Source organism: Rothia sp. HMSC036D11, from assembly GCF_001814205.1.
Taxonomy (GTDB): Bacteria; Actinomycetota; Actinomycetes; order Actinomycetales; family Micrococcaceae; genus Rothia; species Rothia dentocariosa.
Window position 1 is genome coordinate 26,659 of the sequence record NZ_KV815277.1, and the last position, 15,014, is coordinate 41,672.

Sequence of the window (15,014 nt, forward strand, 5' to 3'; positions counted from 1 at the left end):
GTTAGGAGGAAAGCACCTTATGAACAAGAAAATAGACATTCCCGTCGAGCTTTATGCCCGTCTGCAGGAGCTCTCCCACCTAGCGCGATACGAATACACCGAGCAGGAGGGCACCTGGACTATACAGAATCCCGAGGGCGAAAGCCTGCTGGATGCGCGGCGCAAAATCTCCCCGGAGGCTGCGGAGCTTTACTTCACCATCATGCCGCTTCTTGCCTCAGAATTTATTGCCCAAAACGAGGCGCTGGTGACCGCCTATCGCAACGCACCCAAGCCTGCGGCGGTCAAGCCCACAATTAAACCCTCAGGTCAGCAGCTTATTCCTCTGCTTGAGGTTCCGCACGAGAACCAACGCATTGCCGAACAGATTGAGAATGATTTCTACGGCGACGTTCCGCCGGGCGATCGAATCTACCCGGTACTGCCGGGTGTCATCGATCATATGATGCGCAACAACCTGGGGTACGCACTCGTCCTTGAGCTCATTACGGCCCCAGACAGCGAACGCCGCGACGAATCCGCTCAGGAAAACCGTTTCGGACGTGAGGTTCAGCATTATTCAAACCGGCGCCTCGGGTACACCGCCGTTCTGAACGCGAATACCTCCGAGGTTATCTCGGTGCATCCTTTTGATGGCTCCACGCTCAGCGCCCCCAGCGGACACTACGAGCTCACCCCTGATGCCGAGAAACAGCTGAGCGCCCTGGGACTCACAGCAGAACTTGTGGAGCGCATCCTCGAAGAGGCGAATGATCGCCGCCCAATTCCGGGCACAAACCGCACCGTATACTCCCTGCACGGCTATTCGGTAGAGTTCTCAAACACCAACCATAAGATTGTCAGTGTGCGCAAGGGTGTGGTGAAAACACGCAACCCCTTCGAGTCGCAGCCCAGGATGCGCGGCACCAAGTCGCAGCGCGGCGTTAAGATTCCCCACGATATTCACGCTTTTAAGAATCTTCTGGAAAGTCACGGTTTTACGATTACGATGGGTGGCAAGCACTACGATATTCGTCACGAAAAATTGGCGCCGGGTATGAAAGCTACCACATCTGTTACCCCCTCCGACAGCCAACGTTGGCATCTAAATTCGGCCCGTCAGATCCGCGAGATTTTTGGTGTGGACCTGCGATACGCCAATCCCAAAGATACCTGTCGCGGTATCGTGCATGCCCTGGAAACAGAGGAAGATTTCGAGGAATAACCTCCAGAACAAAGGCACTCTCATTCACCATTTTCGACTCGTTCACTAGGGTGCACGGGTCACGGATGCGCTGTGCACGGCACCACTGCATCATAGGGTTAACCTTGGTACTCTTCTCGCGGGTACACCTCTGTCATACCCCCGTCGCAAAGTTTTACGGGGTAAGCTCTGAGTTTACAATAGAGGTGCATCTACACAATGTGAGGAGGACACGCGCGTGAGCGTGAAGATCAATGTAACCGGAGAAGACGGTGACAGCCGAGAGATCGAATGGGAGGATCACCAGACTCTATTAGAAGCTGTACAGGCGAACGGGTTCCCCGTGCTCGCAACATGCGGTGGCAACGCATCCTGTGCCACGTGCCATACCTTTATTGATCCAGAACACTACGCGGCTTCAGGCGATCGTACCGACGCTGAGGAGGATCTCCTCGACATGGTAGACGACGTAGCTAACGAATACTCGCGCCTCTGCTGCCAGGTGGAATACGCACCCGGCATGGATGGCGCCTCTATACAATTGCAGGCGGCGATGTAATATGACGAGTTCGGCTAAGATACTCTACTCCGCAACCGCACTTCTTTGCGCCCTTACGCTGGCAGGTTGCGGCGTTTCCGATGCCGATCATTCTGCGCAGACTGACGCTTCACCGAGCGCATCCGCCAGCGTTGCTCAGGGTAAAATTACCCGTGCTTCCGACCCGGCGCATTCTGTGTCCCCCGGTTCTATCAGTACCGCGGGCGGGGATAGTTCTCAAAGCCCTGAGGATAACCCCACAGATAATAACGACTCTCACTCAAACGATGAACATTCCGAGGATGGAGCTAAGAAAAAAGACTCCAATTCTAAGGATTCTCACGATAAAAAGAGTTCATCCGGCGAGGAAAGCAAAGATGCGGATGGCTCTTCATCGAATAACGATGGAGATAACGGCACTGAAGAATCGTCCAGCCCAGAAGCTAAACAGCCAGGGCGTTCAGCAACCGGTTCTTCAGGTTCACTCCTAGCGTCAGCCTGCCAGATCACCGATCTCTCAGTTTCTGTTTCCGAAGATAAGGGCACACCCGGAGCCCGGAAATTCATTCTGACGTTCACGAACGTTTCTGAGGAGCCCTGTGTGCTCAAGGGTAACCCGACGGTTGTCTACGCGGATTCCAATTTCAGTCAGATTGGCTCACCGGCACGCCCGGCGGCAGGTTCGACGAACCCCACCGGCACACTTCTGCACACAGGTGAATCTACAAACGCCCCAGTGACCTCGGTCAACGCTGGTCCGCTGGGTAAGAACTGTTCACCGACGATGGCGCACGGATTCTTAGTTCAGGTTCCCGGTGACGGCAACTGGACGACGGTCTCTGCTTCTTCTGAGGCGTGCACCGGCAAAGTTCAGCAGCTGTCCGTGGGACAGTTCGGTTCGTAACCAATCAGCACACGAATGATGCGCTTCGAGAAGAAGCGATAACAGCAAGAGGCGGTTCCTCATACAGGAACCGCCTCTTCAGCATCTACACAATGCTTTATTTATACACGAGGTTTACCTAAGTTTTCCACCTCATCACCCTGATACAGAAATATTTCTTACCTATCTATGAAATAGACCACCAGATGAAAGGAAAACGCTAGGAGTTCGCCCGCACGTGGTATACGCCACCACGTTTTACGGGCGCGTTGGCGGCAGCATCGCAATTACCTTCGTAATAGCCGCTAGAGGCTGCGGGTTACATCATCGAATCCGAACCGGGTATCGCGCGGGTACTGGGTTGGAACGCCGTACCCTAAATTCACCACAAGGATGGGATGCTCGTCGGTCCCTGCAAAAAATTCTTCGTACAGCCCCTCAAAATCGGCCCATAAGGGACCGGCGTCTAGACCAAGAGCACGCACAACGGTAATAAAGTAACCGGCCTGCAGGTTGGCGCTCTGCTGAGCGGCAAAGGTAACAATTTCCTCGGTCGTGCAATAGTTCCTGATAGTCTCTGCCGCGCGGGGGTTAAACACATCTGCACGGTCTATCCACGCCTTATCGTATGAGAGTATGGCATTGACAGGTGCCTGACGAGCCTTTTCTTGATTAGCTTCGATCAGGTGCTTGACCAGGCGCTCACGGGCCTCGGGGCTCTTGATCCAGGTGATGCGCAGGGGCTGACTATTGAAGGCCGTGGGTCCCAGATAGGTGAGCTCCTGAATCTCCCGAAGCTGATCATCAGTGACGGGCCGATCGGTAAATTTACGCATAGTTCGGGGCTCACGGAAAAGAGCGGTGATTTGGTCCTCAGATAAACGGGTCATCTCTCATATCCTTTCCTATAACCTCAGGTTCTCTCGACACGGTGAATCTATTCGTCCCCCGCAAGGCTACCGCGCCGTTCTTTCCATCATGCACCGGTTCGCACCATAAGGCTACCCCCAGAATTCACGCCGCGGCAGTTCCCCATTCCCTCAGAGCCCAGCAAAAACCGGTGGCTGCCGCATCATCAGATACGGCAGCCACCGGTACATCACATATTCGCAGGTCTCCGAACACATGTACACAGCTACCGGATTCCTGCGGTTTACTCCCGCTGGGGACCGAAGGCGCACCTCGGCGGCTCAGCAAGAGCGAAGCACAGCTTTTAGATGCTGCGGGTTACGTCATCAAACTCAAAACGGGTACCGCGCGGATACTCGGGAGCCACACCATAACCCAGGTTTACGACGAGGAAGGGCTGCTGGTCGGTGCCTTCGAAGAATTCAGCGGCGATACCGTCGAAATCCGCGCCGGTCATGGGGCCCGCATCCAGGCCAAGAGCGCGCACGGCGGTCAGGAAGTAGCCAGCCTGAAGTGCAGAGCTCAGCGCGCCCGCGGGAATACGTGCCTCTTCAGCCTCGTAGTAGGATTCAAAGGCAGCGGCCTGGGGTGCGAATTCCCCAAAGCGCTTCTGCCAGTTCTTATCGAAGGCCAGTACAGCGGTTACAGGAGCCTTGAGGGTCTTCTCCTTATTCCCGTCCATCATGTGCTTGACCAGGCGCTCGCGAGCTTCGGGGCTCTTTACCCAGGTGATGCGCAGGGGCTGGCTGTTGAAGGCCGTGGGCCCCAGGTAGGCGATCTCATGGATCTTCTGCAGCTGTTCATCGGTGACGGGCTGATCAGTGAATGCACTCACGGTGCGAGGTTCGCGAAAGAGAGCGGTGATCTGGTCTTCGGTCAAGCGGGTCATACCTGTGTCCTTTCAGTGAAATAAATTACTTTACATGTAAAATTTTATGATGTACGTAATATACATATTCAATTATTATGGCCCCATCACACGGAAAAGTCTTGTATTCGCGCACAATTGCCCCTGTAATATGTGCCACGCTCAAAAAACTTTCAAGGAGAATCCGGGGCACATACGAGATAATGGGACCATGCCCGACGCTCTAGAACCTTTCTCACCCGCCACTCAGCAATGGTTCCGCAACGCTTTTGGCACTCCGACCGCCGCGCAGGAAGGCGCCTGGGAGAGTATCAGCAAGGGCGAAAACGCGCTTATTATCGCCCCCACGGGCTCCGGTAAAACCCTTGCCGCTTTCCTGTGGGCGCTCGATGCGCTCTACCGCGGCAAAAGCCCAGAATCGGATCAGTGCGAGCTTACGACATCGGCTCAGGCGCGAAAAAACGGGGGCGCTCGGGAAGAAATACAAAAGACCAAGAAACAGCGTGCGGGCGGTACGCGCATCCTGTATGTTTCGCCCCTGAAAGCTCTCGGGGCGGATGTGGAGCGCAATCTGCGCGCGCCGCTTGCGGGGATTGCGCATACGGCGAAGGAATCTGGGCGAACCCCACCCGATATTACCGTGGGTATTCGGAGCGGTGACACCCCGGCGCGCGAGAGGCGGCAGCTGATCAGCAACCCGCCCGATATTCTGCTGACCACCCCCGAATCGCTCTACCTTATGCTGACCTCTGCGGCACGTTCGACACTCACCGGCGTGACAACCGTGATTGTGGACGAGGTGCACGCCCTGGCGGGAACCAAGCGCGGGGCGCATCTGGCGGTCTCCCTGGAGAGGCTCGATCAGCTGGTGGAGCGGCCGGTGCAGCGCATCGGACTGTCGGCAACCGTGAACCCACCCGAAGCCGTCGCCACATTTTTAGGCGGAGTGCACCCGGTAACGATCGTGGCGCGGCAGGTGCCCAAGCGCTGGGATCTGCGGCTCTCGGTACCCGTGCCGGATATGGCGGCACTCGGCGGGGCAAACGATTACGGGCAGGGCAGCTATGCCCCCGGGGAGCAGCGGGCACCACGCGGACAGGACTCGCCCAGTCCAGCCCCGGACGCACTAGAGTTGCCGGTTCAGGCAGCTGATGATGCGCCATCCTATACTCTTGCGGATGCTATCGGCACCTTCCCCGGCGAAGAAGGATTACCCCTTGAGCTACCGAATAACTCCGCCGAACAAGATGGTGCTGCGAGCGCAACGGCGAGTGCAGGAGCACGGAAGCCAGGCGGTGAGGGCGAGCGCGCATCCGGGTATCGTGCCTCGATTTGGCCCTATGTTCAGGAACGCATCGTGGACGATATCGAGAATAATCGTTCTACAATCGTGTTCGTGAACTCGCGTGGGCTTGCCGAAAAACTTACTGCGGCTCTCAACGATATTCATGTGCGCCGCGAGCTCTCACGGCGCGAGCTTGCGGGTGAGCCTCTGCCTGACATTGGTGAGGATCCAGATATTGCGCCGTTGGCGCGGGCGCATCACGGTTCGGTGGCGAAGGATCAGCGCACGCTTATCGAAGAGTCCCTCAAGAATGGTTCGCTGCGGTGTGTGGTCGCCACAAGTTCCCTGGAGCTCGGCATCGATATGGGGCATGTGGATGCGGTTATTCAGGTGGCATCTCCGCCGTCGGTGGCTTCCGGTCTGCAGCGGGTGGGTCGTGCCGGGCACCGAGTGGGCGAGGTTTCGCGCGGGCTTTTTTACCCGAAGCATCGCGGGGATTTGCTGGGCTCTGCCGTGGCTCTGTCCGGTATGCTCGCCGGGTCTTTAGAACCGCTTACCGTTCCCGCTAACCCGCTGGATGTGCTTGCCCAGCAGACCGTCGCCGCCTGCGCTCTGGGACCTATCGGGGTGGATGCCTGGTACGAGGCGCTGCGCCGCACCTCTCCTTTCGCGAACCTTTCGCGCGCGCTCTTTGACAGTACTTTAGAGATGCTGGCGGGCAGGTACCCTTCCGATGAGTTTGCGGAGCTTCGCCCGCGTATTATTTGGGATCGCACCGCCACCGCTGATGCGCTAAGCGGCACAATTGAGGGGCGGCCCGGTGCGCAGCGGCTCGCAGTGACTTCGGGCGGGACGATTCCCGATCGTGGGCTTTTTCCTGTCTATCTGGCCGGTTCTGAGGATTCCAAAGCACCTAAACGGGTGGGCGAGCTGGACGAGGAGATGGTTTATGAATCGCGGGCGGGCGATGTTATCGCCTTGGGCGCGAGCAGTTGGCGTATCGAGGACATCTCGCACGATGCGGTGCGCGTGAGCCCCGCACCCGGCGAACCTTCACGCCTGCCGTTTTGGCATGGTGAGCGGGTGGGCCGCCCTGTGGCGTTGGGCCGTCGTCTGGGACAGTTTACCCGCGAGTTAGCGAAGTCTGCGGGTGCTGACTCCGGAAGCGAAGACGCCTCAGCGACGGTTGCGATACGCGCCGAGCTGACCCGGTTAGGGCTGGATTCTTGGGCGAGCGATAATTTGCTTGCCTATATTCGGGAGCAGCGCGAGGCTACCGGCGTGGTCCCCACCGATACGCGGTTTGTGGTGGAGCGCTGCCGCGATGAACTGGGAGATTGGCGCGTTATTTTGCATTCGCCGTACGGATATCCGGTGCATGCACCTTGGGCTGTGGCGGTGGGCGCCCGCGTGCAGGAACGGTACGGTATTGATGCCAGCGCGCTTGCGGCAGATGATGGTATTGTGCTGCGTATTCCCGCGGTGGAAGATACCCCGCCGGGTGCTGAGCTTTTTCTCTTCGAGCCCGATGAGCTAGAGGAGATCGTCAAGGATCGTGTGGGCGAATCGGCGCTTTTTGCGTCTCGTTTTCGAGAGAGCGCCGCCCGTGCCCTGCTTCTGCCGCGCCGCGATCCGGGCAGGCGTACTCCCCTATGGCAGCAGCGCCAGCGTTCGGCCCAGCTGCTGGATGTTGCGCGCAAATACCCCGAGTTCCCAATTCTGCTGGAAACCGCCCGCGAATGCTTGCAGGATGTATATGATGTTCCTGCGCTTCTTCAGCTGCATCGGGATATTGCCGCGCGGCGCATCAGCCTGTCGCAGGTGCAGACCGAGGGGCCTTCGCCTTTTGCCCGCACCATGCTTTTTGAGTACGTGGCGGAGCATATTTACGATACGGATGCGCCCGCCGCCGAACGCCGCGCTGCCGCCTTGGCACTGGATCCGGCGCTTTTGGCGGAGCTGCTGGGTACCGCTCAGCTGCGCGATCTGCTGGATCCGCAGGTGATTCTTGAGGTTCAGGAGCGTCTTCAGCGCACCGGGGCGAAGTATCGGGCACGCGGGGTTGAGGGCGTGGCGGATCTTCTGCGCCAGCTCGGTCCGCTCACGGCGAGGGAACTGGCGCTACGGCTGCGCGGGAATGAGGGGTCCGGGGTTGAGGCCGCGCCCGAGATCTCTCAGAGCACTCCAAAAGGCAGCGAAAGTCGATCTAAAAAGGCTGATATTTCACATGAAACAGGGCACTCAGCCGAAAATACCGACGGGGGTCTGCCGGAAGAAGACTTTGAAACTACCCCGCACGCCACCGCCGAAGAGGCTCGCACGCTTGCCGAAGAGCTGGTCGCATCCCGCAGGGCGTTCGTTATTAATCCGCGCTCAAATACGGCGGGCAACACGGAACCGATCTATGCCGCCGTGGAAGACGCCGCCAGGCTGCGCGACGGGTTAGGGCTGCCGCTTCCGGTCGGGATTGCTCAGGCGTACCTCATACCGGTCGCCGCGCCGCTCGAAGACCTGATCTCGCGGTATGCGCGCACGCACATTCCCTTTACCGCAGCCGAGGCGAGCGCCCATTTCAGCCGCATCACGCCGACGGGTTCGGGTGCTATTCTGCCGGTTTTACGCGCTTTAGAGACACAGAATCGACTGTTCTCGGGCGAGTACCTGCCTGAGGAACTGCGTGTATCTCGCGCGGAGGCAGCCGATACGATACCGCTCTCCCCCGCGCCCACGGCAAGCCTGGAATGGGTGGATGCCGAGGTGCTTCGCCTGCTTCGTGCCCGGTCGTTGGCGGCGCTGCGCCGCGAGATTGAGCCGGTACCGCAGCGTGCTTATGGCGCGTTCCTGCCCGCCTGGCAGGGAGTGCGTGCGCAGACGGTCAAGGTTTCGCGCAGGCTCGCAGAAACCACCGAATACGGTGCCTATTACGAACCCGAACGCACGGTTCAGGTTCTCACCGAGAACAAAGGTTCATCCGCCGAGGCATTAGAGGGTCGCGAGGGTTTGCTGACGGTCATCGATCAGCTGGCCGGGGTGCGTGTGCCCGCCTCTGCTTTGGAGACCCTCGTCTTGCTAGCTCGGGTGCGTGATTATTCGCCGCAGCTCTTAGATAGTCTGTTGGCCAGCGGAGAGGTGCTTTGGCGCGGCGAAGGCGAAATCTCCGGCAATGACGGCTGGGTGAGCCTGCATCTTACCGAATCCGCCGAGCTGACCCTGCCCGATTCTTCCCGCACGCAGGCCTTGGATGAGCTGGGTCCGGTGGAACACGCCGTCTTTGAGGCGCTTTCTGGCGGCGGGCTGTTCTTTATGCCGCTTCGTGAGCGCGTGAACGACATCTTGACCTCTCGCGCCGCCTCGGGCGAGGTTGTGCATTTTCCGGAGGCTTCGGAGGTGTCTGCCGCACTGTGGCGCCTGGTGTGGGCTGGGTTGGTCACGAACGATACTTTCGCCCCGGTACGTGCCATGCTGGCGGGCGGATCGAGTGCGCATCCGGTGCGGCCCGCTGCTCCCCTAGCGCGCCCGGTGCGCAGGCGCGGTGCCGCACGACTGTCGGCGGCGCGTACTTCTGCGGGTACTTATCCGCGCAGGTATAGCGGCTTGAGCGGCACTCGTGCCAGCTCTTCTGATCCGCAGGTTTCGGCCCGGGATTCCGGGCGTTTCAGCCATATTAGCCTTCCCCAGAGCCGCCCTCATACTGGGGGCACCGAGTCTTCGCAAGAGGCGGATGCGACCGTTACCGCCTATGCGCGTGCGGAACTTCTCTTAGACAGGTACGGTGTGCTCACGCGCGGCGCGCTCGCCTCTGAGGATGTGCCCGGCGGCTTTGCGGCCCTGTACCGCGTCTATGCGGCTGCCGAGGAACGTGCCCTGGTGCGGCGCGGATACTTTATCGAGGGGCTGGGTGCGGCTCAGTTTGCCTTCCCGGCAACGGTGGATGCGGTGCGCTCCTACACTAATATTGGCACCGACACCCCGCAGAATACCGGAGTAAAGCGAACAAAAACCGAGGAAGTATTCGGTTTATTTGAGGGTGTTCTGTTGGCGGCTACAGATCCGGCGAATCCTTATGGTGCGGCGCTCACGTGGCCTTCCGTCCCCAGCTTACTCTCGGCCTCTTCTACACCCGGCGGTACGGAAGAGGCTGCGCGCGAAGGCGCAGAGACCGCCCAGTCCGTGCGGCATCGTCCGGGGCGTAAGGCGGGTGCCTGCCTCATCCTGCTCGATGGCGAAGCGGTGCTCTATCTGGAACGCGGCGGCAAAACCCTGCTGTCTTTCACGGCCGACCCGCTCAAACTTGAGGCGGCAGCCCCGCTGCTGGCGCGCATCGTGCAGGCGGGTATCGCTGAGAAGATCGTGGTGGAGAAACTCAACGATTGTGATATTCTGGCGACCCCGGAACCGCCGACTCATCGGGGAGCATCGAAGACCGATTCTAACCGGCTGCCCGAGCATCCGGTGGTGGCGTTACGGCGCGCGCTGCTTGCGCAGGGCTTTTACACAACTCCGCGCGGTCTACGGATGCGCCGCTCCCTCTAAACGTATCCTCAGAACTCCGCCACCTCAGCAATACATTTTTCATAACGCTTGGGCACTGGGGTGCTGCACATCGACGGGTGACATACCGTTAAACACGCCGAAAACACCTGCCGAGCAGGGAAGGCTTAACCAGTGAATAGGGGTGGGTTCATTGCAGCGGATATATGCAAGCTGTAGGGTGGCTTTATGCTCCCACCAGAATCACAACAGGTAACCGCAGACCCGAATACCAACACCGTTTTTATGGTGTGGAAATTTAAGAACGATATTTCTCAGCAAGCGTTGCTTGAGGGTTTTCAGAGTCTCTGCGCGCTGGTCATTAACGTGAACCACACCGCCGCCAACCGGTATTCTCCCGAAAAGGCGAACTTGGTGATGGGTATCAGCCACAGCGCCTGGTTAAAGCTAGATCTGCCGAAGCCACTGCCGAAAGAACTCGTGGAGTTTCAGCCGATTCAGGGAGCTAAGCATACCGCAGTTTCAACTCCGGGAGATCTGCACTTTCATGTGCGGGCAACCCACCGCAGCGTTGCCTACGATATTGCCGCAATCATCACCGATGCTCTGCGTGATATTGCCGAAACTATTGTAGAAGTGCACGGTTTCCGCTACTGGGATGGGCGTGCCATCATCGGTTTTGTGGACGGTACGGAAAATCCGCATACTCCTGCATCCCGTGAATACTTCGGCGTGGTCGGTGACGAAGACCCGGAGTATCGAGGCGGCAGTTACCAGTTCGTGCAGAAGTATATTCACGATATGACGGCGTGGAATAATCTGCCCGTATCCGAGCAGGAGAAAGTCATCGGGCGCACCAAGCAGGACGATATTGAGATGCCCGACGACGTTAAACCCAGCAACTCGCATTCCGCGCTGTCTAATGTTGGCGATGATTTCAAGGTTATTCGCGATAATATGCCCTTCGGTACCGTGGGTAACAACGAAATGGGCACCTACTTCAACTGTTATGCCAGTACATTCTCAACCGTGGAGAAGATGCTCAAAAATATGTTTATCGGTGTTCCAGAAGGTAACTACGACAGGCTTTTAGATTTCAGCACCGCCACCACCGGCACGCTCTTCTTCGTACCAACCATGGATATGCTGGGGGATTTTTCGGGTTAAGACACACCTCAAACACGGCGGATACCCCACGCGGTCTGCGGATGCGCCGCTCCCTCTAAAATGCCGAGGTCTTTAGGTGCAGAAAGCCCTGCATCGAGGAGAACCGAAATATTTTCGGTAACTCCCGATGTGGGGTCTCATTGAGAAGCTCTAGCTTAGTACCCGCCGGTCATGGTATCTGCCACGCCAACGCAGATGTCGATAGCTTCATCGACGCGCATGGCGCGTGCACCCGCCGGAGTGTTACCGCGCGGGCTGCCCGGCACTACATGCCGGGCGAAGTAATCGACTAGATGCAGCCATCCGCCTAAAATCATGCGGGTGCGGTCGTTAACGGGCATTTCGGTGCGTTCGAGCATCCATTCCAAGTACTCATCAGGAGTACTGGGAGCATCGCTTTCACTGCCGCCTTCAGCAACATGGGCGAAGTAGGAGCGCAGCTCAACACGAAGAGCCTCCACCGGGTTAGGGTGGTGCTCGCTGAGCGCTTCAAGAACAGCCCGTGCTTCGCGCCGGGTTACCGCCGCCGCCAAAGACTCTTTGCCGGGGAAGTAATGGTACAGCAGTGCCCGAGTAATGCCGGCCTCACGAGCGATGCTGCTCATGCAGGCTACCACAACACCGTGCTGCGCAAAATGAGCCGCCGCGACCTGCAGGATTTGTTCTTCCCGTTGCGCCGGAGTCAGACGCTGACCGCTCTGCCACGTCTTCTTAGCTGCTTTTTCAGAGGCTTTTTGTGCGGGTTCGGTGTGCTTAGCTTCGTTGCGTGCATTGTGTTCCATATATCCCTCTAATCGTTCGATTTCTCGAACCTCTTTTTTTAATAGTACCGCGCTAACCCTAAGCCGCTACCTATAAAACTTAATATGAAGTTTAATGCTTATACGCTGATTTTGCCGCGTTATTAAGCAGTTCCATGCTTCACGGTAGTGAAACAAATTTTATGATTTTATTTATTTATTAGACACTTTTGCGAGGAATATTTCGCATTAACTTCACACTGTTCATATACCACCCAAAATATGAGAGGGTCGTGCCATGATGGCCTAAGTATGTGCTGTCTTCAAGGCGCGGTCCTTATACTTTCACGCAGGAAGCTAGAGGTTTCCACCGAACAGGCCAACTCACAAAGCACGCTACAATCAACCTATGCCGCGACGAGTCAATCGCCACCTCTTCACACCACCCCTGCCCCAGCGCGCGGGCATAGACCCCGTATCGCTGACTCTGCCCGCGTATCCAGCACTGCATGAGACGAGCAAAGGGTCGGATGCACACCCCAGCACGGTGGCTCAGTACCTCATCAGTCGGTTCTCACCCGAAGACCCCGCAACAATCCTCGACTGTTTCGCCCGGCACGAGGTGCGCACCGATGATGGCACGATCCTCACCGACCAATCCCCGTATCTGCCCGGACTAAGAATCTGGTACTACCGCCCACTTCCCGAGGAACCGCCGCTGCCGGATGACCTTCCGGTTCTCTATGAAGACGAGCACCTGCTCGCCGTAGATAAGCCGCACTATCTGCCCGTTACCCCGCGCGGCGCCTATGTCGCGCAGACCGCGCTCACCAAACTGCGGGTACGCGAGAATAATCCTCTGCTCACGCCCGTTCACCGGTTGGACCGCCCTACCGCAGGGATTTTACTCTTCGCCAAAACCCGAGACGCGCGCGGCCCCTTCCAAACGATGTTTCAGAACCGGCAGGTCACCAAAACCTACCTTGCTATCGCCCCGGCACCGGGCGAAGACCTGCGTGAGAGTATGCTGGGCGAGGGTATGCAGGTGTGCAGCCGCATCGACAAGGATCGCAATATTCTACAGGTGCGGCAGTACTCAGTCCGCGAATGCGAGCGCGCGGGTCTTAGCGTAAATGCGGAAACTCTGGTACGCATCCGAGAAATCTATCAAGCACCGCAAAGTGTTCCTCTCAAATCTGGCGCACAAAACCCGTATCTGACCTATCCGGCGCCCGGCGAAGAACTCGCCCTCTACGAACTCACTCCGCACACCGGCAAAATGCACCAGCTGCGGGCGCACCTGAACCTGCTCGGAACCCCCATCTTCGGCGACGTTCTCTACCCGCAGGTTCTGCCAACAGCACCAAACGATGCGTCTGTGCCGCTGCAGCTTCTAGCGCATCGTCTTGACTGTGTACACCCCTTCACGAACAAACCGCTCACCCTGTACAGCGCACGCACGCTTTCTCTCGCACCGCGAAATGTGACACGACCCAAGTACCAATAATGCGATAATGTGGTAGCACCTCGCCTCTTGTGGCAGTATCGTAGGTAGCTTTCATAAGCAAGGAAGAAAGAACGTGACCTCCAACCACCCTTCTGAAACAGTCCCCAGCGCCGAGCATGCGCAACGCGCCTCGCGTGCCGCCGACTCTATCCTCAGTCGATACACCCGCCGCGTTTTTGGCGTACCCGGAACCCTGCTCGGTGCAGTGCAGATGCCCGAATCGCGTGGTCTAGGAGCACGGTTTGCCGAATGGCATTACTGGTGGCAGGCGCACTTACTCGACTGCATTATAGATGCGGGCGAACGTGCCGTCCGTGAAGGCGACACCGAACAAGCCCAGAACATGCTCGCTACCGCCAGGAGCGTGGTACGCGGCATCCATACCCGCAACCTGGGATTTGCAAACGACTTCTATGACGATATGGCATGGTTGGCGCTCGCCGTGGGGCGGCTCAATAGGCTCAGTAAAACAATCACCGGCGCCTCGGACGTTACGGCGCAGGATGCCGGATCGGTACTCTTTGAAAGGCTTAACACCGGCCTTCATTCCTGTGGCGGCATGAGCTGGTCCAAAGGCAAACGAGACTTCTGCAATACCCCGGCAACCGCTCCCGCGGCCCTTGCTTTTGCGCGCATCGGGCAAATAAAAACCGCGCAGAATCTTATGTCCTGGCTCAACGATGTTCTTTGGGACGGCGACCGTATGCTCTACTTCGATGGCGCTAACCTGCGCCCGCAGGATGTGATGGTTGATGACATTACCGGCCACCGCGATGTTCCCTTTGACGTAGAACGCAATATCTACACCTACAATCAGGGCACAACCTTAGCGGTGCTTCTGACGCTTGCGGAATCCTCGGAAATTTCAGACGACCGCCGTGAAGAATACCTGCTGCGCGCCGAACGCCTGATCGTCGGAATCGTCAAAAACCTCAGCGAAGATTTCGAGTTCTCAGACGGTTCACATCATCTCGTACTTCACTCCGGTGACAACGGCGACGGTGCGCTCTTCACCGGTATTCTGGTGCGTTACCTAGCGCAGGCCGCAATGTCCACCATGCTCAGCCCGGAGGCACGATCCCTAGCGAGCGCCCTTGTATACGGCAGCGCCCGCGCGGTGTGGGAGGGGCGCCGCGAATTCGACCCCACCCTGCCGCTGAATGAACCTGGTATTGACCCGAACGAAATTCGTGACCGGGCGATCGCCATCTTCTCGCCGAAGTTCACCGTATCCGCGCGCGATGCGCTCGCCGCAGGTAAGCCCGTGGAACTATCCGGTCAGCTTCAGGCGTGGATGACTCTGGAGGCCGCCGCCCGCCTGAGCGCCGAAGATTAAGTCTTTTCCGGTCCTGGTGGGGTGCGCCACTTATCAGGCCCGTCCCGTCATGCTCTTACACACGAGGTGAGACGGCGCGGGTCTGCAGATGCTCTGACGTGCCGCGC

General features: G+C 58.1%; 10 protein-coding genes. 7 read left to right on the forward strand and 3 right to left on the reverse strand.

The window, feature by feature from the left end:
• Nucleotides 1-19 precede the first annotated feature (19 nt).
• From HMPREF2958_RS01165 to HMPREF2958_RS01175, 3 genes are all read left to right on the forward strand, one after another.
• Nucleotides 20-1,204, forward strand: coding sequence for a cell wall biosynthesis glycosyltransferase (locus HMPREF2958_RS01165; RefSeq protein WP_070695898.1), 1,185 nt, complete (start codon nt 20-22; stop codon nt 1,202-1,204).
• 217 nt (nt 1,205-1,421) lie between these two features.
• Entirely contained in the window at nt 1,422-1,742 is a 321-nt protein-coding gene (locus HMPREF2958_RS01170; RefSeq protein ID WP_004006570.1) for a 2Fe-2S iron-sulfur cluster-binding protein, read from the forward strand.
• A gap of 1 nt (nt 1,743) precedes the next feature.
• On the forward strand, nt 1,744-2,625 hold the full coding sequence (locus HMPREF2958_RS01175; protein ID WP_013398462.1) for a DUF4232 domain-containing protein: 882 nt from the start codon (nt 1,744-1,746) through the stop codon (nt 2,623-2,625).
• Between the two features lie 284 nt (nt 2,626-2,909).
• Here HMPREF2958_RS01175 and HMPREF2958_RS01180 read toward each other — a convergent pair whose 3' ends face one another.
• Entirely contained in the window at nt 2,910-3,494 is a 585-nt protein-coding gene (locus HMPREF2958_RS01180; RefSeq protein WP_048753354.1) for a malonic semialdehyde reductase, read from the reverse strand.
• Between the two features lie 323 nt (nt 3,495-3,817).
• Nucleotides 3,818-4,402 (reverse strand): malonic semialdehyde reductase, encoded by a 585-nt coding sequence (locus HMPREF2958_RS01185; RefSeq protein ID WP_013398459.1) that lies wholly within the window; start codon nt 4,400-4,402, stop codon nt 3,818-3,820.
• Between the two features lie 190 nt (nt 4,403-4,592).
• Between HMPREF2958_RS01185 and HMPREF2958_RS01190 the strand changes: the two genes are divergently transcribed.
• Both HMPREF2958_RS01190 and HMPREF2958_RS01195 read left to right on the forward strand, forming a co-directional pair.
• Complete coding sequence (locus HMPREF2958_RS01190) at nt 4,593-10,199, forward strand: Lhr family helicase (protein ID WP_070695899.1); 5,607 nt, start codon at nt 4,593-4,595, stop codon at nt 10,197-10,199.
• A gap of 186 nt (nt 10,200-10,385) precedes the next feature.
• Nucleotides 10,386-11,324: a Dyp-type peroxidase gene (locus HMPREF2958_RS01195; protein ID WP_070695900.1), complete on the forward strand. Its 939-nt coding sequence runs from the start codon at nt 10,386-10,388 to the stop codon at nt 11,322-11,324.
• Between the two features lie 155 nt (nt 11,325-11,479).
• On the opposite strand, the gene HMPREF2958_RS01200 is transcribed toward HMPREF2958_RS01195, so the two are convergent.
• Nucleotides 11,480-12,106 (reverse strand): TetR/AcrR family transcriptional regulator, encoded by a 627-nt coding sequence (locus tag HMPREF2958_RS01200; protein WP_048752344.1) that lies wholly within the window; start codon nt 12,104-12,106, stop codon nt 11,480-11,482.
• 367 nt (nt 12,107-12,473) lie between these two features.
• On the opposite strand from HMPREF2958_RS01200, the gene HMPREF2958_RS01205 reads away from it, so the two are divergent.
• Both HMPREF2958_RS01205 and HMPREF2958_RS01210 read left to right on the forward strand, forming a co-directional pair.
• Nucleotides 12,474-13,571 carry a pseudouridine synthase gene (locus tag HMPREF2958_RS01205; protein WP_048752343.1) on the forward strand — a complete coding sequence of 366 codons (1,098 nt, stop codon included), beginning with the start codon at nt 12,474-12,476 and terminating at the stop codon, nt 13,569-13,571.
• Between the two features lie 73 nt (nt 13,572-13,644).
• Nucleotides 13,645-14,907 (forward strand): glycoside hydrolase family 76 protein, encoded by a 1,263-nt coding sequence (locus HMPREF2958_RS01210; protein ID WP_048752341.1) that lies wholly within the window; start codon nt 13,645-13,647, stop codon nt 14,905-14,907.
• Nucleotides 14,908-15,014: the final 107 nt, after the last annotated feature.